General features: G+C 44.7%; 20 protein-coding genes and 1 pseudogene. 13 read left to right on the top strand and 8 right to left on the bottom strand.

Features of this window, described 5'->3' with window-relative positions:
* Window positions 1–289: 289 nt before the first annotated feature.
* From ACVBIL_RS18875 to ACVBIL_RS18865, 3 genes are all read right to left on the bottom strand, one after another.
* Window positions 290–763 carry a DUF494 family protein gene (locus tag ACVBIL_RS18875; protein ID WP_447168481.1) on the bottom strand — a complete coding sequence of 158 codons (474 nt, stop codon included), beginning with the start codon at window positions 761–763 and terminating at the stop codon, window positions 290–292.
* A 2-nt stretch (window positions 764–765) separates the two neighbouring features.
* Entirely contained in the window at window positions 766–1,785 is a 1,020-nt protein-coding gene (dprA, locus tag ACVBIL_RS18870) for a DNA-processing protein DprA (protein WP_447168480.1), read from the bottom strand.
* Window positions 1,786–1,939: 154 nt separating this feature from the next.
* Window positions 1,940–3,040: a LysM peptidoglycan-binding domain-containing protein gene (locus ACVBIL_RS18865; RefSeq protein WP_447168479.1), complete on the bottom strand. Its 1,101-nt coding sequence runs from the start codon at window positions 3,038–3,040 to the stop codon at window positions 1,940–1,942.
* Window positions 3,041–3,176: 136 nt separating this feature from the next.
* Here ACVBIL_RS18865 and def point away from each other — a divergent pair, with 136 nt between their 5' ends.
* The 5 genes from def to ACVBIL_RS18840 all read left to right on the top strand — a co-directional run bounded on the left by def (window position 3,177) and on the right by ACVBIL_RS18840 (window position 8,957).
* On the top strand, window positions 3,177–3,689 hold the full coding sequence (def, locus tag ACVBIL_RS18860; RefSeq protein WP_447168478.1) for a peptide deformylase: 513 nt from the start codon (window positions 3,177–3,179) through the stop codon (window positions 3,687–3,689).
* A 4-nt stretch (window positions 3,690–3,693) separates the two neighbouring features.
* Window positions 3,694–4,659, top strand: a complete 966-nt coding sequence (gene fmt, locus ACVBIL_RS18855; RefSeq protein ID WP_447168477.1) for a methionyl-tRNA formyltransferase — start codon at window positions 3,694–3,696, stop codon at window positions 4,657–4,659.
* Window positions 4,660–4,665: 6 nt separating this feature from the next.
* Entirely contained in the window at window positions 4,666–5,946 is a 1,281-nt protein-coding gene (gene rsmB, locus ACVBIL_RS18850) for a 16S rRNA (cytosine(967)-C(5))-methyltransferase RsmB (protein ID WP_447168476.1), read from the top strand.
* A gap of 7 nt (window positions 5,947–5,953) precedes the next feature.
* Window positions 5,954–7,363, top strand: coding sequence for a Trk system potassium transporter TrkA (gene trkA, locus ACVBIL_RS18845; RefSeq protein ID WP_447168475.1), 1,410 nt, complete (start codon window positions 5,954–5,956; stop codon window positions 7,361–7,363).
* A gap of 151 nt (window positions 7,364–7,514) precedes the next feature.
* Window positions 7,515–8,957, top strand: coding sequence for a TrkH family potassium uptake protein (locus tag ACVBIL_RS18840; protein ID WP_447168474.1), 1,443 nt, complete (start codon window positions 7,515–7,517; stop codon window positions 8,955–8,957).
* Window positions 8,958–9,014: 57 nt separating this feature from the next.
* Here the strand turns inward: ACVBIL_RS18840 and hemG (ACVBIL_RS18835) are convergent, their stop codons facing one another.
* Window positions 9,015–9,554: a menaquinone-dependent protoporphyrinogen IX dehydrogenase gene (gene hemG, locus ACVBIL_RS18835; RefSeq protein ID WP_447168473.1), complete on the bottom strand. Its 540-nt coding sequence runs from the start codon at window positions 9,552–9,554 to the stop codon at window positions 9,015–9,017.
* Window positions 9,555–9,765: 211 nt separating this feature from the next.
* On the opposite strand from hemG (ACVBIL_RS18835), the gene ACVBIL_RS18830 reads away from it, so the two are divergent.
* Complete coding sequence (locus ACVBIL_RS18830; protein ID WP_447168472.1) at window positions 9,766–10,071, top strand: ArsR/SmtB family transcription factor; 306 nt, start codon at window positions 9,766–9,768, stop codon at window positions 10,069–10,071.
* A gap of 84 nt (window positions 10,072–10,155) precedes the next feature.
* Here the strand turns inward: ACVBIL_RS18830 and hemG (ACVBIL_RS18825) are convergent, their stop codons facing one another.
* The 4 genes from hemG (ACVBIL_RS18825) to pepQ all read right to left on the bottom strand — a co-directional run bounded on the left by hemG (ACVBIL_RS18825) (window position 10,156) and on the right by pepQ (window position 14,519).
* Window positions 10,156–10,683 (bottom strand): menaquinone-dependent protoporphyrinogen IX dehydrogenase, encoded by a 528-nt coding sequence (gene hemG, locus ACVBIL_RS18825; protein ID WP_447168471.1) that lies wholly within the window; start codon window positions 10,681–10,683, stop codon window positions 10,156–10,158.
* 161 nt (window positions 10,684–10,844) lie between these two features.
* On the bottom strand, window positions 10,845–12,302 hold the full coding sequence (locus ACVBIL_RS18820) for a TrkH family potassium uptake protein (RefSeq protein WP_447168470.1): 1,458 nt from the start codon (window positions 12,300–12,302) through the stop codon (window positions 10,845–10,847).
* Between the two features lie 212 nt (window positions 12,303–12,514).
* Window positions 12,515–13,129 carry a YigZ family protein gene (locus tag ACVBIL_RS18815; protein WP_447168469.1) on the bottom strand — a complete coding sequence of 205 codons (615 nt, stop codon included), beginning with the start codon at window positions 13,127–13,129 and terminating at the stop codon, window positions 12,515–12,517.
* A gap of 67 nt (window positions 13,130–13,196) precedes the next feature.
* Window positions 13,197–14,519: a Xaa-Pro dipeptidase gene (gene pepQ, locus ACVBIL_RS18810; protein WP_447168468.1), complete on the bottom strand. Its 1,323-nt coding sequence runs from the start codon at window positions 14,517–14,519 to the stop codon at window positions 13,197–13,199.
* 364 nt (window positions 14,520–14,883) lie between these two features.
* On the opposite strand from pepQ, the gene fadB reads away from it, so the two are divergent.
* The 7 genes and pseudogenes from fadB to ACVBIL_RS18775 all read left to right on the top strand — a co-directional run bounded on the left by fadB (window position 14,884) and on the right by ACVBIL_RS18775 (window position 23,892).
* Window positions 14,884–17,037, top strand: coding sequence for a fatty acid oxidation complex subunit alpha FadB (fadB, locus tag ACVBIL_RS18805; protein WP_447168467.1), 2,154 nt, complete (start codon window positions 14,884–14,886; stop codon window positions 17,035–17,037).
* Between the two features lie 18 nt (window positions 17,038–17,055).
* Window positions 17,056–18,219, top strand: a complete 1,164-nt coding sequence (fadA, locus tag ACVBIL_RS18800) for an acetyl-CoA C-acyltransferase FadA (protein WP_447168466.1) — start codon at window positions 17,056–17,058, stop codon at window positions 18,217–18,219.
* A gap of 242 nt (window positions 18,220–18,461) precedes the next feature.
* Window positions 18,462–18,923 (top strand): GNAT family N-acetyltransferase, encoded by a 462-nt coding sequence (locus ACVBIL_RS18795; RefSeq protein ID WP_447168465.1) that lies wholly within the window; start codon window positions 18,462–18,464, stop codon window positions 18,921–18,923.
* Window positions 18,924–18,961: 38 nt separating this feature from the next.
* Window positions 18,962–19,429, top strand: coding sequence for a Cys-tRNA(Pro) deacylase (ybaK, locus tag ACVBIL_RS18790; RefSeq protein WP_447168464.1), 468 nt, complete (start codon window positions 18,962–18,964; stop codon window positions 19,427–19,429).
* Between the two features lie 195 nt (window positions 19,430–19,624).
* Window positions 19,625–19,870, top strand: a complete 246-nt coding sequence (gene tusA, locus ACVBIL_RS18785) for a sulfurtransferase TusA (protein WP_447168463.1) — start codon at window positions 19,625–19,627, stop codon at window positions 19,868–19,870.
* 34 nt (window positions 19,871–19,904) lie between these two features.
* On the top strand, window positions 19,905–20,342 hold the full coding sequence (locus ACVBIL_RS18780) for an MOSC domain-containing protein (RefSeq protein WP_447168462.1): 438 nt from the start codon (window positions 19,905–19,907) through the stop codon (window positions 20,340–20,342).
* A gap of 378 nt (window positions 20,343–20,720) precedes the next feature.
* Window positions 20,721–23,892 (top strand): annotated as a pseudogene (locus ACVBIL_RS18775) (amidohydrolase family protein).
* Window positions 23,893–24,125: the final 233 nt, after the last annotated feature.

The following is a 24,125-nucleotide window of genomic DNA, read 5'->3' as shown; positions in this document are numbered from 1 at the left end:
ATTGGCATAAGTGTTCTGACCTCTAGGGATAGAGGAAATGCGAATAAATGTATGGAACATTTATCGCCAGACACAAATCCCTTCCTACGCAATCCTTGCGTTCAGGCTGATGTTGGGTGAAGTAGCGTACATCCATGTACAAAGCCAATTTGTATCCATCCATGGCAAATTGGCATAAGTGTTCTGACCTCTAGGGATAGAGGAAATGCGAATAAATGTATGGAACATTTATCGCCAGACACAAAAAAGGAGGCGTTAGCCTCCTTTCTTTTTATTAACGATAATGCCGTTATGAGTGTAAGCGGCCGTCAGGCTGCTCAAAGATAAGATCTTCCATCTGCTCATAGGCTGATTCATTACCCGGCGCATTAAATAGCACCATCAAGATAACCCATTTTATATCATCAAGATTCAATGTCGGCTCGTCGATTTCCATCACACGGTCAATGACCATTTCGCGGATCTCTACACTGAGCACTTTAATCTGCTCCAAAAACAGTAAAAACCCACGACTTTCGACGTCAATTTTTTCCATTTCAGCTTTAGTGTAAATGCGGAATGATTGCTGATCATGATTACAGAGGTACGGCGTCCCCGCTTCCTGTAATTCAGCTAAGCGCTCTAACCAAGAAAGTGCCTTTATAATTTCACTTTGATGAAATCCAGCACGCGTCAGTTCTTTCGTGAGTTCGTCTTCATCTACTAAGAATTCCACTTCACTATGAACATAGTTTTCAAATAAATACATGAGGATATCAAACATGGCTAGCTCCTCTTTAGTCTTATGTAACCACCAGGGACCGCAGTAATACAAGCCTGCAGCTCGAGTTCAAGCAATTGCTCCAATACTAGCTCTATGGTTTTTCCGCTATGCTCAACTACATCATCTATTGTTGTAGTCTCATAGCCTACACTAGCTAACAGCGAGAAAAATGGCAAATCAGAGGCGCTTTCTCCCCCTATATGGTGGCACGCCTTGAGTTCTTCAAGGTGAAACTGTGATAAAGCGGTAACTTCTTCCAATATATCGGTTACAGACTCGACTAACTTAGCACCATCACGTAATAATTTATGGCACCCTTCACTTTGACCGCTTAACACACTCCCTGGTACAGCAAACACCTCACGCCCCTGCTCAGTAGCGAGTCGCGCAGTGATCAATGAACCACTTCTCAAGCTTGCTTCAACCACTAAGGTCCCTATAGTTAGACCACTGATAATGCGATTTCGTTTCGGAAAATTTCCAGAAAAGGGCTTAACGTCGGGCCAAAACTCACTCAATATACAGCCATCTTTTTGAATATCGTGGTAGATACGAGTGTGACGCTTAGGGTAAATCACATCTGCCCCAGCCCCCAAAACAGCAATACTAGGCTTTTCAATATCGATTGCCGCTTGGTGGGCAGCGCCATCAATTCCTAGCGCCATACCACTTATTATCGCCAGACTATGTGAGGCTAATTGAGCGGCTAGTTCATAAGCCACTTTTTTGCCGCCAAGGGTCGCATTTCGGCTACCGACAACGGCGATCCCAGGAAACAATAGCGCATCAAGATTACCTTTTAAAAACAACACGGCGGGGGGATCGTTTATTTGCTTTAATAACGGTGGATAGAGAGGATCACTAAGACAGAGCAAATGATGAGTATCTGCCGCTTGCTGCCAAGCTAAGGCCGCATCAACTAATGCATAGTCAGGAGATAAATTAGATTGTAGTAACGATTCTGGTAATGGCAGCGCTTGTGGTTCATGCGCTAACCTTTGCCTTAACTCTGCTACATCCATGTAGTTTATTAATTGTTTAATCCGGGCGGGTCCTAGCCCAGATACAGCTGAAACAACTAGCCAATCGACCAGTTTATCGTTAATGGTTTATCCTTTAAAAAGCCAATGCCATCATTAAGATGGCATCGATAGCGTCGGTATATCTAACCTTAGTCTATTCGCTACTAATCAGCGAATCAGGAATAGTAAGTTTGTCAGCCACTCGTACAGGACGCTCATTGACTAAAATGATGCCCATACTGGTTTTATCGAAGACTTTAAAAACCATCAACTTACCACGGTATAGATCAGGCATTTTTACTGCATTATCTGACGAAATATTAGCGAGCATCTTCTCATAGCGATTACGGTCATGGGGTTGTACGGGGATACCATCCCCATCAACAACCACAACTTCACCGTCTTTAAAGATAGAAAACACTTGCCCAGCTTCAAGCCCGTCGACGTTTCCTCTATCTAGGTAAACCACATCGAGCTTACCCATTTCACGAATATCTTTGCCCGATGCCAATACGCTTGCAGGCTCTTTAAGCTCTGCCGCTCGAGGCATGAAATACGCAGGCATTAACGAATCGTCTTCAATCGGTAGAACACGATAGCCGGCCGCAGTTTCTTGCAGGTTACTCAGTAACTCCACCTTAGAGATTGGGCCCGACTCAACCACTCGACCAGACGCCGATAGAATCACTTCGAGTCCTAGATTTTCGCCGTCACTATTCTTGAATGTTCGGCCATCAACATAAACGCCAAGCTTGTCACCTACCGCTAGCTCCCCCTGCACATAAATAATGTCAGATGCCACGTGGAAATTAGAAGGACTCTCACCGCCCATGACTTTGGGTTGTTGCTCGAACCAATCAGCATCAACGACTCTGTTTTGTAATAGATAGGGTTGGATTAGAGACAGGTCTATTGCCGGAATCGCACCATTTTTAGCTGAGATGCGGCCTTGGGGGCTCTTTCTGATATGAGGCTTAACCACCAAGCGCGGTTCACCATCGATAAACACCAGAGTCAGTTTGTCGCCAGGGTAGATAAGGTGTGGATTCGCTACTTGAGGGTTTACGCCCCACAGCTTAGGCCAGCGCCAAGGATCGTTTAGGAAAGATGCTGAGATATCCCAAAGGGTATCACCTTTCTTAACCACATAAGAATCAGGATATCCCGACTTTAGCGTTAAGGTATCAGCGAAAACAGAAGTGCAACCAACTATAAGTGAAGCAAGTAATATTAACCGTTTCATCAGGGTATCCATGCTATTTGCTCTTTTATTAGAGTATATGTAGAGCTTTTGCTGTTATTGAATGCCGCTAACGACTAAAATTGAGCCATTAGCCAAAGTCAGTATAACTAACTGGCTCAAATTTGACAGACTTGTTAAGAGTTTAGATATGAGTTTATTAAAAGTTTTACGTTTTCCCGACGAAAGATTACGTACCGTAGCAAAGCCGATAACAGAGTTTAACGCTGCCCTTCAAACACAAATCGACGATATGTTCGAAACCATGTATGAAGAGAAGGGAATTGGCCTAGCTGCCACCCAAGTTGATTATCATCATCAGCTTATCGTTATGGATCTTCAAGATGAAATTGAACGCCCTAAAGTGTTCATCAATTTGGAAATCACAGCCAAAAGCGGTGATTTTTGTAACGAAGAGGGCTGTTTATCTGTTCCTGGCATCTACGCCAAAGTAGATCGCGCCGAGTTCGTCACAATCAAAGCACTCGATCGCGATGGTAACGAGTTTACTTTAGAGGCTGATGATTTGTTTGCTATCTGCTTACAACATGAATTAGACCATCTATCAGGCAAACTGTTTGTTGACTACCTATCACCACTTAAGCGTCAACGCATCAAACAGAAGCTCGAAAAAGCGGCTCGTCTAGACGCTAAACAAGGATAAATTTTTGAAACCATTAAATGTCATTTTTGCAGGAACGCCTGACTTTGCTGCACGCCATCTTCAAGCGCTAATTGATTCAGAGCATAACGTTATTGCCGTATACACCCAGCCAGATAGACCTGCTGGCCGCGGTAAAAAACTGCAAGCTAGCCCAGTCAAAGCATTAGCGCTTGAAAATGACATCGCAGTTTATCAACCTAAATCGCTACGTGACGAAGACGCTCAAGCAGAACTTGCCGCCTTAAACGCTGACATTATGGTTGTGGTTGCTTACGGGTTAATTTTGCCTAAAGTCGTGCTCGACACCCCTCGACTTGGCTGCATCAATGTTCATGGTTCAATCTTGCCACGCTGGCGTGGCGCTGCCCCCATTCAACGTGCACTATGGGCTGGCGACAGTGAAACGGGCGTCACCATTATGCAGATGGATATTGGCCTAGATACCGGTGACATGCTGTTAAAGACGCAGCTAAAAATCGAAGACACTGACACTTCAGCAACCCTTTACGACAAGCTAGCAGAGCAAGGCCCAAGTGCACTGATTAAAGCATTAGCGGCTATTGCAGAAGATAATCTTCCTGCTGAGAAGCAAGATGAAAGCTTAGCCAATTACGCAGAAAAGCTGTCAAAAGAGGAAGCTCGCCTAGATTGGTCTAAATCGGCAACGGCATTATGGCGTGAAATTCGCGCCTTTAACCCTTGGCCAGTTAGCCACTACGCACACGAAGGCAACACCATCAAAGTATGGCAAAGCTATGTGAGTGATGAGACCAGCACAGCGCTAGCCGGCACAATTTTGTCAGCCGATAAAAGTGGCATTAGCATCGCTACGGGTGAAGGCGTGTTAATCATCACCCAGATGCAGCTTCCAGGTAAAAAACCATTAAATGTTGCCGACATCCTCAACTCTAGAGCTGACTGGTTTACCCCAGGAACCGTTCTTACTAGCACTGACAATCAAGAGGCTTAATCACTAATGAACTTAAGAGCTTTGGCCGCTAAGGTCGTTTTTCAGGTGTTAGAAAAAGGTATCTCACTTTCTGTGGCACTACCCGATCAGCAAAAACATCTCGACAGTGGTAAAGACAAGGCGCTACTTGCCGAGCTTTGCTATGGCGTGATGCGTCATTTGCCGCAGTTAGACAAACAAGTCAGCGACTGTATGAGCAAGCCTATGAAGGGCAAACAACGCATAGTGCACCAACTATTACTTGTTGGTTGCTATCAGCTGTACTTCACCCGAATCCCAAGCCATGCAGCGATATCTGAGACAGCCGAAGCCTGTCGTCAACTTAAGTTCGAAGGCTTAGTTAAAGTGGTTAATGGTGTCTTGCGTAATATTCAGCGCCAAGAAAAGCCACTCTCCACCGAAAATGACACTTTAGCCTATAACACCCCCGCCTGGATCATTAAGCGTTTACAAGCTGCGTACCCAGACAACTGGCAAGCGGTGATAGAGCAAAGCCATGAGCGCCCACCTATGTGGTTGCGTAACAATCAGCAATCGCAATCAAGAGACACCTACTTGCAAGCGCTTGCAGGTATGGATATTGAAGCTCAAGCAGGCAATAGCCCTGACTCAATCCTATTAAGCAGCCCACGAGATGTGATGCAGCTACCCGGTTTTGAAACTGGTGCAGCATCAGTGCAAGACGGTGCGGCTCAATGGGCAGCAACCTTATTAGCACCACAAGGCGATGAACTCGTACTCGACGCCTGTGCCGCTCCGGGTGGTAAAAGCTGTCATTTATTGGAATTGGCACCCAACATTAAGCTGGTTGCGGTAGATTTCGACGCAAAACGCCTTGAGCGTGTGCAGCAGAACCTCGATAGATTGTCACTCAACGCCGAGCTATTTCATGGCGATGCGGCCAATATCGACTCATGGTGGCAGGGCGACAAATTTGACCGTATATTGCTTGACGCCCCTTGCTCTGCAACGGGGGTTATCCGTCGTCACCCCGATATTAAATGGCTTAGAAAGAACAACGATATCGAAGAGTTGGCGCAATTACAGTCACAAATTTTCGATCATTGCTGGAAGTGGTTAAAGCCAGGTGGCACACTCTTATATGCAACATGTTCGATTTTGCCACAGGAAAACAAAGATCAAGTCAGTGCTTTCTTAGCCAGAACACCTGACGCGACCTTAGTTCCAATAGCAGAGCAAGCTAATCCAGACGACATTGGTTGGCAAATTGTTCCAGGGCAAGACAACATGGACGGCTTTTATTACGCTCGCCTAGTGAAGGATTAGTACGGCAATGAAAATTATCATTTTGGGTGCAGGACAAGTTGGCGGTACATTAGCCGAAAACTTAGTTGGCGAAAACAATGACATCACCATTGTCGATACCGACAAAAACCGCCTACGTAGCTTACAAGATAAGTACGATTTAAGGGTGGTCGTGGGTCATGGTGCTCACCCAAGTGTATTGAAAGAGGCTGGCGCCGAAGACGCAGATATGCTGATTGCGGTAACCAATAGTGACGAGTGCAATATGGCAGCATGCCAGATTGCCTACTCACTTTATGGTACGCCGACTAAAATTGCCCGAATTCGTTCTGAACAATACCTAGGTCTGCGCGATAAACTGTTTATCGACAGCGAAACCAAGAATGCTGAACATCGCCCTCGTGGCGGTTTTATTATTGATGAGCTAATAGCACCAGAGCAACTGGTGACCGCCTACATAGCTCGCCTTGTTGAATACCCTGGAGCATTACAGGTGCTCGAGTTTGCCGAAGGCCGACTAAGTTTAGTTGCCGTGCGTGCCTACTATGGCGGCCCATTAGTGGGTAATGCACTCGCAGCGCTGCGCGAGCATATGCCGAATATTGATACCCGAGTTGCCGCTATTTTTAGACAGGGTCGTCCAATTATGCCTCGCGGCACCACCATTATCGAAGCCGATGACGAAGTGTTCTTCGTGGCCGACAGTCGCCACGTACGCGCGGTAATGAGTGAGATGCAGAAGCTCGATAATTCTTATCGCAATATTATGATCGCCGGTGGCGGTAATATTGGTTTGGGACTAGCGAAAAAGTTACAACGCAACCACTCCGTAAAACTGATTGAGCGTAAGCAAGAGCGCGCGGAAGAGTTATCAGAAAAACTAGAAAACACGACGGTATTTTGTGGCGACGCCTCAGATCAAGAGCTATTGCTTGAAGAGCATATTGACCAAACTGATGTGTTTATTGCGGTGACTAACGACGATGAAGCCAACATCATGGCAGCATTACTCGCCAAACGTATGGGCGCTAAAAAAGTCATGGTACTTATTCAGCGCGAGGCCTATGTCGATATTGTGCAAGAAGCGAATATTGATATCGCTATTTCTCCACAACAAGCTACGATTTCTGCATTGCTGACTCATATTCGCCAAGGTGACATTTGTAATGTTTACTCGCTACGTCGCGGCGCTGCAGAGGCAATCGAAGCGATTGCTCATGGTGATTCAAATACTTCTAAAGTGGTTGGAAAGCAGATCAGCGAAATCAAATTACCACCAGGGACCACCATTGGCGCTATCGTTCGCGACGAAGAAGTGCTCATGGCCCACGATAAAACCGTTATCGAACAAGGTGATCACGTTATTCTGTTTTTAGTAAACAAGAAGTTTATTGGCGAAGTAGAAAAGCTGTTCCAGCCGAGCGCTTTTTTCTTTTAAAGCATACCCTAGCGTCAATACTTGCTTTACCTTATTAAGCCAACGATACGTTGATGTTGGCTTAATAAGCCAGTCATTAATATGACTTGAATTGCACCAACTGAAAGAATCAAAACTAAGCACCTTTTTACTTAGATTGGTATAAAACATTATGCTGAACTATCGTCCTCTACTATTTATTTTAGGAATTTTCCTCTCAACGCTCACTGCGTTTATGTTAATTCCCGGCGTCTTTGCCCTCTACTATGGTGAAGAAACTGTTGGTGCCTTCATGATCTCATCTCTGGTCACAGGCTCTGCAGCCAGCTTCTGTATGCACCAAGGTCAAAGCCGAAAACTTCACCTTAATATTCGAGATATGTTCCTGCTCACCAGTCTCACATGGTTTATCGTGAGTCTATTTGCAGCAATGCCCTTCACCTTGTATCACGGCATCAACTATACCGACGCTTTCTTCGAAACCATGTCAGGTATTACCACGACGGGCTCGACGGTGTTGTCTGGCCTCGACACCATGGACCACAGCATCTTGATCTGGCGCTCATTGCTACAGTGGTTAGGTGGGATAGGCTTTATTGTAATGGCAGTGGCCGTATTACCTTTCTTAAACGTCGGTGGTATGCGTTTATTTAGAACTGAATCTTCCGACTGGAGTGACAAAACAACCCCGCGTACTCAATATATGGCCAAGAGCCTATTCATTGTTTACATCATACTGACTCTTTTATGTTTTGCTGCCTATCACCAAAGCGGTATGACCTGGTTTGAAGCGATTAATCACGCCATGACCACCCTATCTACTGGGGGCTATTCAACCTCAGATCGTTCAATGGCTGCATTTTCAGATGAGGCTCAATGGGTTGGCACCACCTTTATGCTCGCTGGCGGCTTACCCCTGCTGATGTTTGTCTATATGGTGCAGCAACGTTCGCTAAAAGTATGGAATGATGCGCAGGTAAAAGGCTTCATAAAGTTTGTGGTTTTAATTTCTTGCTCACTGGCATTATGGTTTTGGAGTACCAGAGACATTGCAGCACTCGATGCCCTTCGTATCGTCAGTTTTAATGTGGTTTCAGTAGTCACCACCACAGGTTATGGCCTCACGGATTACACGGCCTGGGGGGCGCTGGCTAATATCGCCTTTCTATTCTTAATGTTTGTCGGTAGTTGTTCTGGCTCGACCTCTGGCGGCATTAAAATCTTCCGTTTTCAAATTGCTAACGTCATTATGCGCGATCAATTAAAACAGCAATTCCACCCTAATGGTGTATTTAAAGAGCGCTATAACAACCACATTATTCGCGGAGATATTGTTCGCTCGCTAGTCACCTTTATTATGTTATTTATGACGGTAATCATCGCACTGTCGATAATTCTAGTCCTTACAGGGCTAGACCCTATCACTAGTTTTACTGGCGCGATTACTGCGGTAAGTAATGTTGGCCCGGGATTAGGCGACACCATAGGGCCTGCAGGAAACTTCTCCAGCCTACCCGACGTAGCCAAATGGGCCCTAGCAATAGGCATGCTATTAGGTCGACTCGAGATTTTAACCGTTGCGGTTTTATTCCACCCGCAATTCTGGGAATACTAATCCGCTACAACGGGTATAGAAAAAGCCGCATTCATTGCGGCTTGTTATTTCAGAAGTCTATTTCGCTAAGCTAATCAGGTGATCGGCATAGACTTTTACGTCTTGCCAATCGGTGTAATCAATAACAGACTTAGGATCGGTTGGACCATCGGTAATTTTCATGATTAGCTGGATCATCATTCTGTCGTACCAACGCCAAGATGGGTAATCAACCTTACCTGCAATCACTTTAACATCTGTTGGTTTCCACGCTGACAGCTCTATAAACTTTTGCAGATACTTGTTGTTTTCAGGCACACGTTTTTCTGGATTGCGAGCGACTACATTAACGCTAAAAAAGCTCGAAGGCTTAGCGCTTAAGTCTGCTTTATACTGCTCAACAAACTCAAATACCGACTTATGATAGCTACCATAAAGCACGCAAGCCCCCAATGCGACCACATCATATTTTGCCCAGTCAATACCTTCAGCCTTAGCTTCATTAATATGCATCATATCGCACTGATGCCCTTCACTCACAAGGTGATCGGCCATAGCGCGGCTAATTCTGGCTGTATGCCCGCCACGAGAATAATAAAGTACCAGAACTGATTTCATCTTGATTCCAATTGAAAATTTTCTATTGATGCATTGTTACAGCTAATCATAGATTTTAAAGGAGAATCGATCACAAATTAGGTATAGCTCATATTATCAGCATCAAAAATTGAGATAAGCGCAATCCACAAGTATGATCCACATGTAGATTGTTTTATAAGACCAACTCAATTAGAATAAACTAATCAAAGGCGATGGAGTAAGTAACCGTATGCAAAAAGAAATCGACGCCAGCGCAATGGTCACCAATGCCGAAAGTGCAGCGAAATGGCTTAAGGCCATCGCGAATCCATATCGATTAATGATTTTGTGCCTTTTACTGGATAAAGAGCTCAGCGTTACCGAGTTAAATAAAACCGTGCCGCTTAGCCAGTCAGCCCTATCACAGCATTTAGCGGTATTGCGCGCTGAAGACTTAGTTGCTACACGCAAAAGCTCTCAGATAGTGTATTACACATTAAAGAATGAACAGGTCACCGAAGTGATCTCTATCTTGCATCGCAAGTATTGCGCTTAACGCACATTCTTTAAGATCGACTGTATTTTAGACATAGAAAAGCCTGCTACTTAGCAGGCTTTTTTGTTCGCAACCCTTACCGTTTTAGCGCTCGGCAAATGCGTGGGCAAATTCATCGACTTTATGCCAATCGGTAAACTCAAAGGTGCCGCTAGTATCGGTTGGACCTTTGGTCATCCACATAATAAAGCGGATCATCACCTTATCGAACAGGCGATATTTTGGATAATCAATCTTGCCTGCAAATACCCCTAACTGCTGTGGCTGCCAAAGCGATAGAGTGAGGAATTTCTGCATATACGGATTCGTTTCTGGAGTATTTTTTTCTGGCTTTCTAGCAACCACATTCACAGAAAAAAATGCATTCTGTTTTGCATCGAGTACTGCGTGATGACGATTAATAAACTGATACAGTTCAGGCCTATGTTTACCATAGCGAATGCTAGCGGCAATTAAGATTTTATCAAATTGTGCTAAACCTAAAGACTCTGCTTCATCGAGTGAGGCTAAAGTCACCTTGGCGTTCTGCGCTTGATTAATCTTCTTTATTTGCTCACAAATCGCTTTAGTTTGGCCATCAACTGTCGAATAAATAATTAGAGTATTGTTCATTAATTTCCTACTGTTTTCTGATTCAAACTAGATTCAAAATCATCTTAAACTCGATTAAGACCCTAATTAAAGCTAAGGTCAACGCTCTGTGTTCAGCTCACTATACTCGCGGAAAATTAACCGCAGCTTAGCCATTAGTGTCATCATTAACTCCCCACGATTTAGTTCTTCCAAAATGTAGGGGTAAATAAGATCAGCAAGGTGAAGATCTCTAAACGGCCAAATAACATGGCAAACAGTAGTACCCACTTTTCACCATCACCTATGCTGGCGTAGTTACTTGCAACCTCACCTAGCCCAGGGCCAAGGTTGTTCAAACAGGCGGCTGTGGCACTAAAGGCGGTAATCGCGTCCATCCCTAACGCCATTAAGATCAGCATACATACTACAAAGACTAAGGCGTAAGCCGAGAAGAAGCCCCACACCGCATCGATAACTCTATCAGGCAGTGCATTACCACTAATTCTAATTGAGAACATGCCGCGAGGATGAACTAAACGCTTAAGTTCACGAGAGCCTTGCAGTAATAGCAAAATCACCCGGATCACTTTAATACCGCCGGCGGTAGAACCACCACTGCCACCAATAAAGCTAGAAAAGATCAATAGAATAGGTAAAAACAGCGGCCAAGCATGGAAGCTCTCGGTACCAAAACCGGCAGTCGTTGAAATTGATACAGCCTGAAATAAGGCGTAATCAAAGGTTTCTTCGGCCGAGTCATAAATACCCGAGCCATAAAGTGTGACAAAACAGATGGCCGTTAGCACCAACTGAATTGCAATTAGCACCTTAAACTCAGCGTCTCTAAAGTAGACTCGCAAGTTAATACCGCGACGAGAAAATGCGGCAAAATGCAGGCTAAAGTTCAACGCGGCAATCAGCAGAAACACCACACAAATCATATTGATGGTTGGGCTATTAAAGTATCCCATACTCGCGTCGTGAGTAGAGAAGCCACCGATAGCTATGGTCGAGAAAGAGTGACAAATTGCGTCAAACACATCCATCCCTGCCAGCCAATAAGCAAGGGCGCAGGCAATCGTTAGTGCCAAATAGATATACCACAGCGCCTTGGCTGTTTCGGCAATCCTCGGGGTCATCTTACTGTCTTTAACAGGTCCGGGCATTTCGGCACGATAAAGCTGCATACCACCGACACCAAGCACCGGCAAAATAGCCACCGCCAATACAATAATTCCCATGCCACCCAGCCATTGCAACAGATGGCGATAGAATAAAATCGCTTTGGGTAGGCTATCTAGACCAACAATCACTGTTGCTCCCGTCGTCGTCAGCGCAGAAAATGACTCGAAGAAACTGTCGGTTAAACTAAGGGAGGGTTGACCAGAGAAGATAAATGGCACTGCACCGATGGAGCCCAGCACCACCCAAAACATGACGACTAATAGGAAGCCTTCTCGAGTTCGTAAGTCTTTACGATGCGAACGGTTGGGATACCAAAATGTAAAACCCAAAATCAGGCACAATACAAAGGCCTGAATAAATGCCATGCCGCCGCCATCTTTATAGATAACAGCAACAAGAGCTGGAGGAAGTAAAGATAAAGAAAACAGCCCCATCAATAGGCCAGTAATTCTTATAATTGTTCGATATTGCATTGGTATCCATCGCTAGCGCTTTGCTCAAGCGCATTTTCGCATACTTATTAAAAAATGTTCACAACCGATTCGCAAGCTTGAATAATCTTGCTATTCGATTATAAAAAATCACTTAGTGTTTGTAGGAACTCACACAAAATGGCGCTAATCAGTCAGAAGTTAAATGAATCGTTGAATCTACGCTTATAAGAGCGCTTAAGTTTGCCGTATCGTTAGTCGGCAAATACCGCGGTTAACTGTCCCTTACTCATGGTAGCCAAATCAAGATTCAACTGTTCCTTAAAAATCTTAGGTATAGCAAACTGAAGCATAATTTTGTCACTAAACTCTTTATCTTCAATCAACACATCAAACTGAGCTAAAATATGCTCCACATCCTTAAGTTGGTGATACTCACAGACTAACTTTCCGGGATAACGGTTCTGCTTTAGCCGCGTCTCAATTTGAGGTATCGCTTGTTTAATGCCTGAGCTATATGCCCTAACCAATCCTCCAACACCGAGCTTGGTACCACCGAAATAACGGATGACTATGGCACCAATTTCACCGATGTTGGCCCCCTGTAAGGCTGCGAGCATTGGCCGACCAGCACTGCCTGAAGGTTCACCATCATCGCTAGATCCAATATTAATGCAGTCATTTGGCGCTCCTGCGACAAATGCGTAACAGTAATGGTTAGCCCCCGAGTACTCCCCCTTCAGGTTAGTAAGTACACACTTAAGCTCTTCAGCAGACTGGCAGTGAAATAGAAAAGAGATAAAGCGACTATGCTTTATCTCTTCTTCAATCAATAACTCCGCTGCGGGGATGAGATAACTTTCACTCAAAATATTATTCTCAACTAATTACTCTAAGCCTTTTATCGTCAAGCATAGTCAGCAATATGGCTTAAACCTAACGATTAAGCCCCAAATTACGGGTCATATTCTCGATACGATCGCCATGAACAATCACGTTATCTTCAATACGAATACCGCCAAATGGGCGTAATGCATCCACTGTATGCCAGTTTACTTGCGATTGGCGTTTATCCTGTTTTAGTTCGTTTAATAAAGAATCAATAATATAAACCCCAGGCTCAATCGTTAGTACCTGATTAACGTCCAACTCTCGGGTACAACGCAAGAACGGATGCGCCTCTGGCGCCGCAACATGGGTCCCCTTATCGTCACCAAGGAAACCACCCATATCATGAACCTGTATGCCCAACATATGCCCTAATCCATGGGGGAAAAACACACTGGTGATCCCTTGTTCGACCAACCCTTGAGCATCGCCGCTGACAATATCAAAATCCAACAAGATCTGCGCTAACTTATAATGAGTTTCAACGTGCAATTGCACATAGCTCACACCCGGCTTCATTAGATTAATGATCTGTAACTGCATATTATCGATTGCGGTAATTAAATCATCGAAAATATTCTTCTCGAAAGCGTAGCTGCGAGTAATATCTGAGGCGTAGCCATTAAAATTTGCACCAGCATCAATTAAAAACGAACGACGCTGAGCTGGCACCGCATGCTCAAGCGCGGTGTAATGCAAAATGGCTGAGTTTTGGTTGAGTGCGACTATGCTGCTATAGGGCACCTGATTCTCACCCTGTGAAATAGCCGACAGATAAACCTGCAAAATCTCAAACTCACTCGCACCATTATAAAAAGCGGCTTTTGCCGCCTGATGCCCAGTCACCGCTATTTCATTGGATTTGCGCATACAAGCCAATTCATAGTCAGTTTTAGTGGCGCGGTGATAGTTAAAGTAGCTTAATACTGAGTCAGGATTGCGTCTCGTAAAGCCAAGTACACCGGCAACATCTACATGCTCACCAATATAAGCCCACTCATCAATATTATCAGGAAGGTATTCAGCGACCTTATCCGCCTTGGTCAGAAATCTAATGTCGACATGCTCAGTCCAAAACTCACTCGGCTCTTCAGCGACCTTATGCCAAAAGTCGACGGGGCGATAAAAAATCAATAGCGGCTTATCAGTCCCGTTCACCACTAACCAAGAGTTTGGATTCTCAATCACAGGTAACCAAGCCTTAAAGTGTGGGTTCACTTTAAATGGATAGTCCATATCGTCTAAAAATTGTCTATGGGGCTGGCCTGAGTGGATGATTAAGCCAGATAAGTTTTCGCGAGAAATGATTTCGCTAACACGACGGTTAAGTACTTGAATATGATCCTGATAGAGACGCGCTAACTGTTCCATGAGAGTTACCCTATTGTTATTATTTTGCCAAATCATCGACATCGGCTCAGTCTAACACATAGCCAATTAATTTTTTTCGTCAAACACGCTATTCACTTTTACGACTAAACTCCTGCAGGCGACCCCAGAAACAAAAGCCACTAAAGCAATATGTAAGCCAATGATTATTAATGACAATAACTTAAGAAACACAGAAAACCAAACGACCGTTTAAATTGGGTGTTGTAATTTTTTGTGATAAGTCGCACACTGAGCAACAACTGGTCAAATGATGGCCTAGGCTGCTGTGACAAAAAAGGTTACATTCAGATAATAAAATTATTAATGATCTGGATAGTGAACTTAAGCGATAAGGAAGCAAGCAATGATCTACCAAAGCCCTACAATTGAGGTTGAGTTACTCGAAGATAATATCGCGCATTTGTGCTTCAATGCACAAGGTTCGGTTAATAAGTTAGACAGAGCAACCCTCGACTCGTTAAGTGCTGCACTCGACAGCATCAAACAAGATTCTAGTATCAAAGCATTAATGCTGAGTTCAGCCAAAGATGCCTTTATCGTTGGCGCGGATATCACTGAGTTCTTAGGACTTTTCACTGAAGAAGATGCGGTGTTACATTCTTGGCTTGAGCAAGCTAACGATGTTTTCAACAAGCTAGAAGACCTGCCTTTCCCAACTATTTCAGCGATTAATGGTTTTGCACTAGGTGGCGGTTGCGAGACCGTTCTAGCAACAGACTTCCGTATAGCAGATACCACAGCACGTATTGGCCTACCAGAAACTAAATTAGGCATTATTCCAGGTTTTGGCGGCACCGTTCGCTTACCTAGACTTATCGGTGCTGACAACGCACTTGAATGGATCACATCGGGTAAAGACCAACGTCCTGACGCAGCACTTAAAGTCGGCGCGATTGATGCAGTTGTTGCACCTGAGCAACTAAAATCTTCAGCACTAAGAATGCTTAAAGATGCCCTAACAGAAAAGTTAGATTGGCAGACTCGCCGCGCAAAAAAACAAGCACCGCTAACACTACCAAAACTTGAAGCTATGATGTCTTTCGCAACGGCTAAAGGCATGGTGTTCAAAATTGCCGGCAAGCATTACCCAGCGCCAATGGCTGTTATTAGCGTTGTAGAGCAAGCAGCAAAGTGCGGCCGCACCGAAGCATTGCAAATTGAACATCAAGCATTTGTAAAACTAGCCAAAACAGAAGTCGCGCAAGCACTCATTGGTATCTTCCTTAACGACCAGCTTGTAAAAGGAAAAGCCAAGAAAGCGAGTAAACTAGCCAAGAAGGTAAACTCAGCCGCAGTACTTGGCGCAGGCATCATGGGCGGCGGTATCGCCTACCAGAGTGCCAGTAAAGGCACACCCATTGTGATGAAAGACATTGCCCAACCAGCACTTGATTTAGGTTTGGGTGAAGCCGCTAAGTTGTTAACGGCACAAGTTAAACGCGGACGTTCAACCCCAGCCAAGATGGCTGCGGTATTAAACAACATCACTCCAGCGCTCGACTATGCACCAGTAAAAGATGCTGATGTTATCGTTGAGGCCGTGGTTGAGCATCCAAAAGTTAAAGCTATGGTACTCGCTGAAGTTGAACAGCATGTCAGTGACGATGCCATTATCACCTCAAACACCTCGACTATCTCAATCAACCTCCTAGCGAAGAGCCTTAAAAAGCCTGAACGCTTCTGTGGTATGCATTTCTTTAATCCAGTGCACAAGATGCCGCTAGTTGAAGTCATTCGTGGCGAGAACAGCTCTGAAGAGACGGTTGCTTCAGTTGTGGCTTATGCTAGCAAGATGGGTAAAACTCCAATCGTTGTAAATGACTGCCCAGGCTTCTTTGTTAACCGCGTATTGTTCCCATACTTTGCTGGCTTTAGTGGCCTACTCGCTGATGGCGCTGATTTTGCGGCTATCGACAAGGTGATGGAAAAGCAGTTTGGTTGGCCAATGGGCCCAGCTTACTTGCTTGACGTAGTCGGTCTAGATACCGGCCATCATGCACAAGCGGTTATGGCCGAAGGCTTCCCAGACCGTATGGGGAAGTCAGGCAAAGATGCGATTGATGTGATGTTTGAAGCTGAGCGTTTTGGGCAGAAGAACAACAAGGGCTTCTACCAGTACTCGGTTGACCGTCGTGGTAAGCCAAAGAAAGATTTAGATCCAACCAGCTATGAATTACTTCAAGCTGAGTTTGGTGAGCAAAAAGCATTTGAGTCAGATGAGATCATCGCTCGTACTATGATCCCAATGATTATTGAGACAGTTCGCTGTCTTGAAGAAGGAATTATCGCTTCGCCTGCTGAAGCGGATATGGGCCTAGTCTATGGCCTTGGTTTCCCACCGTTTAGAGGCGGTGTATTCCGTTACCTAGATACCATGGGTGTGGCTAACTTTGTGGCGCTAGCTGACAAATATGCACACTTAGGGGGTCTATACCAAGTAACCGACACTATGCGCGAACTAGCCGCCAATAATGGCAGCTACTACCAGCAGGCTTAAGCAGGAAGGATTAGAACAATGAAAAACGCCGTTATCGTAGATTGTATTCGTACTCCAATGGGCCGCTCAAAGGCTGGAGTATTTAGAAATGTACGCGCAGAAACCCTATCTGTAGAACTAATGAAGTCGCTACTTGAGCGCAACCCAAAGCTTGACCCAAACACCATCGAAGATGTTATCTGGGGTTGTGTACAGCAAACCTTAGAGCAAGGCTTTAATATCGCTCGTAATGCCGCCCTATTAGCTGGCATTCCAAAGCAAGTTGGCGCCGTTACCGTAAACCGTTTATGTGGTTCATCAATGGATGCATTGCACCAAGCCGCACGCGCTATTATGACAGGCCAAGGTGACACCTTTATCGTTGGTGGTGTTGAACACATGGGTCATGTACCAATGAACCATGGCGTCGACTTCCACCCAGGTCTGGCGAACAACGTCGCTAAAGCATCAGGTATGATGGGTCTTACCGCAGAGATGCTAGGCAAGATGCACGGAATTACTCGTGAGCAACAAGATGCATTTGCAGTACGTTCACATCAACGTGCTCACGCAGCAACTGTTGAAGGTCGCTTCGCCAACGAGATTGTGGCGATTGAAGGTCATGACGCAGATGGCGCTCTGATTAAAGTTGAACACGATGAAGTGATCCGCCCAGAAACCTCTATGGAATCACTATCGGGTTTACGCCCAGCTTTTGACCCAGCGAACGGTACGGTTACCGCGGGTACCTCTTCAGCACTCTCTGATGGTGCATCGGCCATGCTAGTGATGGAAGAAGAGAAAGCCAAAGAACTAGGTTTACCTATTCGCGCACGTATTCGCTCAATGGCTATTGCCGGTTGCGATGCAGCCATTATGGGTTATGGCCCAGTTCCTGCCACGCAAAAAGCACTTAAGCGTGCAGGTCTCACCGTTGATGACTTAGACGTTATCGAGCTTAACGAAGCCTTTGCAGCACAGTCTCTACCGTGCGTAAAAGACTTAGGTTTGATGGATGTGGTTGATGAAAAAATCAACCTTAACGGTGGTGCGATTGCACTGGGTCATCCATTAGGCTGTTCAGGTACGCGTATCTCAACCACACTGATCAACCTGATGGAAGCCAAAGATGCTAAGTATGGCCTTGCGACCATGTGTATTGGTCTAGGCCAAGGTATTGCTACTATCTTCGAACGTCCATAAGGCATTCATCTGCGGATAGATAAAAGCCAGCTTACGCTGGCTTTTTTGTTGCTCCATTATAGCTCCAGTCTTCACTGATAAACGAAACATGCCACATCGCTTAGTTTCTTATACTGATTGCAATAATCAAATCACCTAGCCAACGTCCGGTCACTACCCTAATCTAAGGTTAGATTAAATCCCCTGATACATAACTTAAGACAGGGCATTAAACACCACCAAGGGCAGACATAGGACACGCGATGAAATTTATATTACTTGCTGACAATCCATCAGCCCTGCCACTTATCGCAAAGTGGTATAGCGACGAGTGGGGTTATATCGGAGAAGGCCGAAACACTAAAGAGCTTGAACTTAAACTCAAGGATTACCTTAATCACGATAAACTACCTTTGATCATCTTGGCCCAAGATGGCAATGAACTGATGGGCGCCGCTCAACTTCGCTACCATGAAATGGATATCTACCCCGAACGTGAGCATTGGCTCGGGGGTGTTTATGTCGATGCAAAATATAGAGGTAAAGGTGTGGCTCAAGCATTAATTAATGCCGTTATAGCCAAGGCCAAAACATTGGGAGTTAATAGCATCAACTTACAGACAGAAGAGTTATCAGGCGGTCTATATGCTTCGCTCGGCTGGCAAGCTGTAGAACAAGTGATTTATCACGGTATTAAGGTGCTGGTTATGGAAAAATTACTATAATTGAAAAAAGCGTAACCGCACGCCAATTAGGTAAACAAATGACCCCCGCTATCGACTTATTGGTAAAACACAAAATCGCCCATCAAGTTCACGAGTATCAACACGATCCAGCTTGCCACGCTTATGGCTTAGAAGCCGCCGAAAAAATTGGAGTGTCTCCCGAATTAGTATTTAAAACCTTGGTCGTTAAGCTAGATGCAAAGCAGCTGGCTGTGGCGATAATTCCTGTTGCGGAAAAGCTCAGTATGAAGGCTATCGCTAAAGCCACAAAAGCTAAGAAGGCTGTAATGGCTGAAGGCGTGGAAGTGCAGCGCAGTTCTGGCTATGTACTTGGTGGTGTCAGTCCTCTTGGGCAGAAAAGACAACTGATAACCGTAATCGATGAGTCTGCAGCTGCGCTCGATAAGATGTTTGTTAGCGGTGGTCGTCGAGGGCTAGATATAGAGTTAGCACCTGGAGATATTAAGCAACTGCTCAGTGCGCAATTTGCTCCTATTACCGCTTAAGTAGCTCACAATATTTTGCAATGTTCCACGTGGAACATTGCAATCAATGAATAGCCCTGAGCTCAAACCAATGAATAGCCATAAGCTTAAATCAATCAATTGCCCTGAGCTCACAAATTAACGCCAGACACTTGGATAAACTTAGACGCTGGAGTAATATTAGCCACTTCTGTTTAATCATTCAGCCGAGGTAATATGAACGACCTATTTAATGCCGCACAACATCAACTCGACGCTTTAGGCCTACGCTGCCCTGAGCCTGTAATGATGGTGCGTAAATCCGTTAGACGCATGAATGATGGCGAGACGCTACTGATTATTGCTGATGACCCTGCAACGACTCGTGATATCCCAAGTTTTTGTGAGTTTATGGATCACACCTTAATCGCCAGCCAAACAGAAGCGACACCTTATCAATACTTGATAAAGAAAGGTCTTTAGTCGCCAACACGCTTAGTAGATAAAGGGAGTGATCATGGCAGAATTATTAGCTATTGCATTTAAAACTGAAAAATGCGGAGCAATGATTACTGTAGATCAAGCCGATGTCACTCAAGCCAAAGGGGTAGAGAACGACATTTTTGGTCGCCCCGGAAAGCGCCAAGTTACCATAATGTCACTCCAGCAATGGCAACTCGCTTGTAATGAAGTCGACAAACAACTCCCATGGATTACTCGCCGCGCAAACCTGCTCGTTGATGGCTTAAGTTTCTCTGCACAAGATATCGGTAAGCAACTTGTCATAGGCAAGCTGGTGCTGGAGATTACAGGCGAAACAGATCCCTGTAAGAAAATGGCAATAGCATACCCAGGCCTCGAAAAAGCACTATTACCTGACTGGCGTGGTGGAGTGACTTGCCGTGTTATTGAGGGCTCAAGTATCCAAATAAAAGATAGCGTAATACTCATTTAAACTAAATAGCGGTCTCTTGGGCTGAGCAGTAAAACTGCTGCTCGCAGCCATTCCCGTCTACAACTTGAGTTATATCCCCCCGACTACCGCACTGACCTGCATCCATCGCCCTTATCCCTAGATAAATAAGCACAGTCGCTGCGATTAAATTAAACCTAAACCAATCTAGCCAAGCAACCCTTTAAAACCACCTCTCGATGAATACAAGCATCCTCCCTAATAGCTAACGAATTGAAACAGGTTTTTTGTTTTACTGTTACGTAAATTGTGCGATAACTGTTGCACGATTTAATGTCCAATTAAGCGCTACCATTAACAATTAAGAAGAGACACATTAAGTCACTCCTTTATAACGATAACAAGAATCATAGGATTAGCATGCTAAACAATAAGCTTACTCCCCTTTATGCCGCTATCGCCCTTAGCTTCAGCGTTCCAACCATTGCCGAAGAAGATAAGCAAGCTTGGCAAGTTAATGCACCGGCAAACGCTCCGCTTGAACAGATAAAGATTGATGTAAATGAAGGAACCTGGATGAACGTCAGTGTTAGCCCAAATGGCAAACACCTGGTGTTTGATCTACTCGGTGATATTTACCAAATGCCAATTACTGGTGGTGAAGCCAAGCCATTAGCTAAAGGCATCGCATGGCAAATGCAGCCTGTTTACAGCCCTGATGGAAAATATATCGCCTTTACCTCAGATGAAGATGGTGGCGACAATATTTGGATCATGCAAGCTGATGGTAGTAACTTTCCGCTTACTCAATAGCCCTGCTTGGAGCCCAGACGGACAATATCTAGTGGCGCGCAAACATTTTACCGGCAGCCGTAGCTTGGGTGCTGGTGAAGTATGGATGCATCACGTTGCGGGTGGTGACGGTGTAAAACTAACAGAGCGCCCTAATGAGCAAAAAGATCTAGGCGAACCAGCTTATTCACCAGATGGCCGTTATATCTACTTTAGCCAAGATGCAACTCCGGGTAAGACCTTCCACTATTCAAAAGATTCTGTAAAAGGTATCTATAAAATTAAGCGATATGATACCCAAACCGGTGATATCGAAGTGCTTATCGAAGGTACAGGTGGTGCGATTAGACCAACTCCTAGCCCTGATGGAAAAAAGCTTGCTTACATCAAGCGTGATGGTTTTCAGTCTTCACTATACCTACTCGACCTCAAATCTGGTGAAACTGAAAAGTTATATGGCGATTTAGACCGAGACATGCAAGAAACGTGGGCGATTCATGGTGTCTATCCAACCATGAGCTGGACGGCTGATAATAACGAAATCGTTTTTTGGGCCAAGGGTAAAATTAACAAGCTCGATGTTGAATCAAAATCTGTAGCGCAAATTCCATTTACGGTTAAGGCTGAACGCGCCGTTCAGCCTGCGGTTCGCTTTACACAAGATCTTGATAAAGATGTGTTCGATGTGAAAATGCTACGCATGGCGCAGGTATCACCAGATGGTAAAAAAGTGGCATTTGAAGCACTAGGTAAGATTTGGGTTAAGAGTTTGCCCGATGGCAAAATGTCACGACTCACTAAGCTCGATAGTGAACTGCGAGAGCTATTTCCACAATGGTCGCGCGACGGTAAGAAAGTTGTGTTCACTACTTGGGATGACCAAGAGCAAGGCACCGTTAGTTTAGCAAGCGTGCGCAATAAGCGTGTAAAGGTACTCACCGAAGAGCCGGGTAAATATGTCGAACCCACCTTCTCTCCAGATGGTGAGACAGTGGTTTACCGTAAAGCCAAAGGCGGTTACATCACTCCACGCACTTGGTCACAAGAAACAGGTCTTTACCAAGTCGATATTGATGGTGATAACAATACTAAGATTACTGCCGAAGGATACCAACCACAATTTGGTGCCGATAACGACCGTGTCTATTTTATGGAAAGCGGTGAAACACCACAGCTCGCTTCAATTGGCTTAAACGGTTTCGAGAAACGAGTGCATTACACCAGTAAGCATGCCACTGAGTTTAGAGTATCACCTGATGGTAAACAGTTAGCTTTTGCCGAACGCTTTAAAGTTTTCGTCACTCCCTTTGCTAAACATGGCGAGACAATTGAAATCGGCCCTAAGGCGAATAATCTTCCGGTTGAGCAATTAAGTGTTCGCGCAGGTGAAAGCATTAGCTGGAACACCGATAGCAACCAGCTGTATTGGACTCTTGGCCCTGAGCTATATCAAGTTAATGTTGATACGCAATATCAACAACAAGCCGAAGATGATAAAGCCAAACCTAGTATCACCGATCTTGGTTTCACCCAAAAAGCAGATGTTCCACGTGGAACAATCGCCTTTGTTGGTGGCAAAATCATTACTATGGAAAATGACCAAGTCATCGAAAACGGTACGGTGATCATTAAAGACAATCACATTGTCAGTGTCGGCCCGGCTTCTGTTATCGATATCCCAAGCGATGCTAAGGTTATCGATATCAAGGGTAAAACCTTAATGCCAGGCTTATTCGATGCTCACGCTCACGGCGCACAAGGTGAAAATGAGATCATCCCTCAGCAAAACTGGGAACTGTATTCAAACCTATCACTAGGTGTGACGGCGATTCATGATCCATCAAATGATACTACTGAAATTTTTGCTGCTTCAGAGCAACAGAAAGCCGGTAATATTGCTGGCCCACGTATATTCTCAACCGGTACGATTTTATATGGCGCGAACATACCAGGTTATACCTCTCATATAGATTCACTCGATGATGCAAAATTCCATTTAGAGCGCCTAAAGAAAGTCGGTGCTTTCAGCGTTAAGAGCTACAATCAGCCTCGTCGTAACCAACGCCAACAAGTAATTTCTGCGGCACGAGAGCTTGAGATGATGGTCGTGCCTGAAGGTGGCAGCTTGCTGCAACACAACCTCACCATGATCGCCGATGGTCATACGGGCATTGAGCACTCACTACCAGCGGCCAATGTTTATAACGACATAAAGCAATTCTGGGGGCAAACCGATGTCGGTTACACACCGACACTCGTTGTTGCCTATGGTGGTATTTCGGGTGAAAACTACTGGTATGACAAAACAGATGTTTGGGCTCACCCTCGTCTGTCTATGTATGTACCGTCGGATATTTTAGATGCCCGATCCATGCGTCGCCCTACTGCACCCGATGAACATTACAATCACTTTAATGTGGCTCGCGTTGCTAACGAATTAAATGAAGTGGGTATCAAAGCCAATATTGGTGCTCATGGTCAGCGTGAAGGTTTAGCCGCTCATTGGGAGATGTGGATGTTTGCTCAAGGCGGGATGAGTAATCTTGAGGTTCTAAAAACGGCCACCATCAATCCAGCAAAACACTTTGCAATGGATCACCAAATTGGTTCAATCAAACAAGGTAAGCTAGCCGACCTGATTGTTATCGATGGTAATCCACTGGAAGATATCCGCGTAACTGATCGTGTTACTTACACCATGGTTAATGGCAAACTGTTCAATGCTGAAACTATGGACCAGTTAAATGGTGGTGCTAAAAATAAAGGTAAGCAGAGAGAAACGTTCTTTTTCGAAAAATAAAATTCATTTTTAAATTTAAAATCTGAGTAACTTAGCTCAGGTTTTACAATTTTAGGGAAATTAATTTTTGCTTTAAAAAGCCAAAAAATGAGGATTTCATCGCTAATGAAGTCCTCTAAATAAAAAGGATGTTCCACGTGGAACATCCTTTTTTATTTCTAGGTTCTAGGTTCTAGGTTCTAGGTTCTAGGTTCTAGGTTCTAGGTTCTAGGTTCTAGGTTCTAGGTTCTAGG

The sequence above is a fragment of the Shewanella sp. 125m-7 genome (assembly GCF_052977045.1).
This window is presented reverse-complemented; position numbering and strand designations above follow the sequence as displayed.

What these genes read in the sequence shown, in the direction of transcription:
- ybaK (WP_447168464.1), top strand. Translation starts at nt 18,962, where the DNA reads ATGACCCCCGCTATCGACTTATTGGTAAAACACAAAATCGCCCATCAA.
- fadB (WP_447168467.1), top strand. Translation starts at nt 14,884, where the DNA reads ATGATCTACCAAAGCCCTACAATTGAGGTTGAGTTACTCGAAGATAAT.
- rsmB (WP_447168476.1), top strand. Translation starts at nt 4,666, where the DNA reads ATGAACTTAAGAGCTTTGGCCGCTAAGGTCGTTTTTCAGGTGTTAGAA.
- ACVBIL_RS18820 (WP_447168470.1), bottom strand. Translation starts at nt 12,302, where the DNA reads ATGCAATATCGAACAATTATAAGAATTACTGGCCTATTGATGGGGCTG.
- def (WP_447168478.1), top strand. Translation starts at nt 3,177, where the DNA reads ATGAGTTTATTAAAAGTTTTACGTTTTCCCGACGAAAGATTACGTACC.
- ACVBIL_RS18780 (WP_447168462.1), top strand. Translation starts at nt 19,905, where the DNA reads ATGGCAGAATTATTAGCTATTGCATTTAAAACTGAAAAATGCGGAGCA.
- ACVBIL_RS18865 (WP_447168479.1), bottom strand. Translation starts at nt 3,040, where the DNA reads ATGGATACCCTGATGAAACGGTTAATATTACTTGCTTCACTTATAGTT.
- ACVBIL_RS18830 (WP_447168472.1), top strand. Translation starts at nt 9,766, where the DNA reads ATGCAAAAAGAAATCGACGCCAGCGCAATGGTCACCAATGCCGAAAGT.
- ACVBIL_RS18795 (WP_447168465.1), top strand. Translation starts at nt 18,462, where the DNA reads ATGAAATTTATATTACTTGCTGACAATCCATCAGCCCTGCCACTTATC.
- hemG (WP_447168471.1), bottom strand. Translation starts at nt 10,683, where the DNA reads ATGAACAATACTCTAATTATTTATTCGACAGTTGATGGCCAAACTAAA.
- ACVBIL_RS18875 (WP_447168481.1), bottom strand. Translation starts at nt 763, where the DNA reads ATGTTTGATATCCTCATGTATTTATTTGAAAACTATGTTCATAGTGAA.
- trkA (WP_447168475.1), top strand. Translation starts at nt 5,954, where the DNA reads ATGAAAATTATCATTTTGGGTGCAGGACAAGTTGGCGGTACATTAGCC.
- ACVBIL_RS18840 (WP_447168474.1), top strand. Translation starts at nt 7,515, where the DNA reads ATGCTGAACTATCGTCCTCTACTATTTATTTTAGGAATTTTCCTCTCA.
- fadA (WP_447168466.1), top strand. Translation starts at nt 17,056, where the DNA reads ATGAAAAACGCCGTTATCGTAGATTGTATTCGTACTCCAATGGGCCGC.
- dprA (WP_447168480.1), bottom strand. Translation starts at nt 1,785, where the DNA reads ATGGATGTAGCAGAGTTAAGGCAAAGGTTAGCGCATGAACCACAAGCG.
- hemG (WP_447168473.1), bottom strand. Translation starts at nt 9,554, where the DNA reads ATGAAATCAGTTCTGGTACTTTATTATTCTCGTGGCGGGCATACAGCC.
- tusA (WP_447168463.1), top strand. Translation starts at nt 19,625, where the DNA reads ATGAACGACCTATTTAATGCCGCACAACATCAACTCGACGCTTTAGGC.
- pepQ (WP_447168468.1), bottom strand. Translation starts at nt 14,519, where the DNA reads ATGGAACAGTTAGCGCGTCTCTATCAGGATCATATTCAAGTACTTAAC.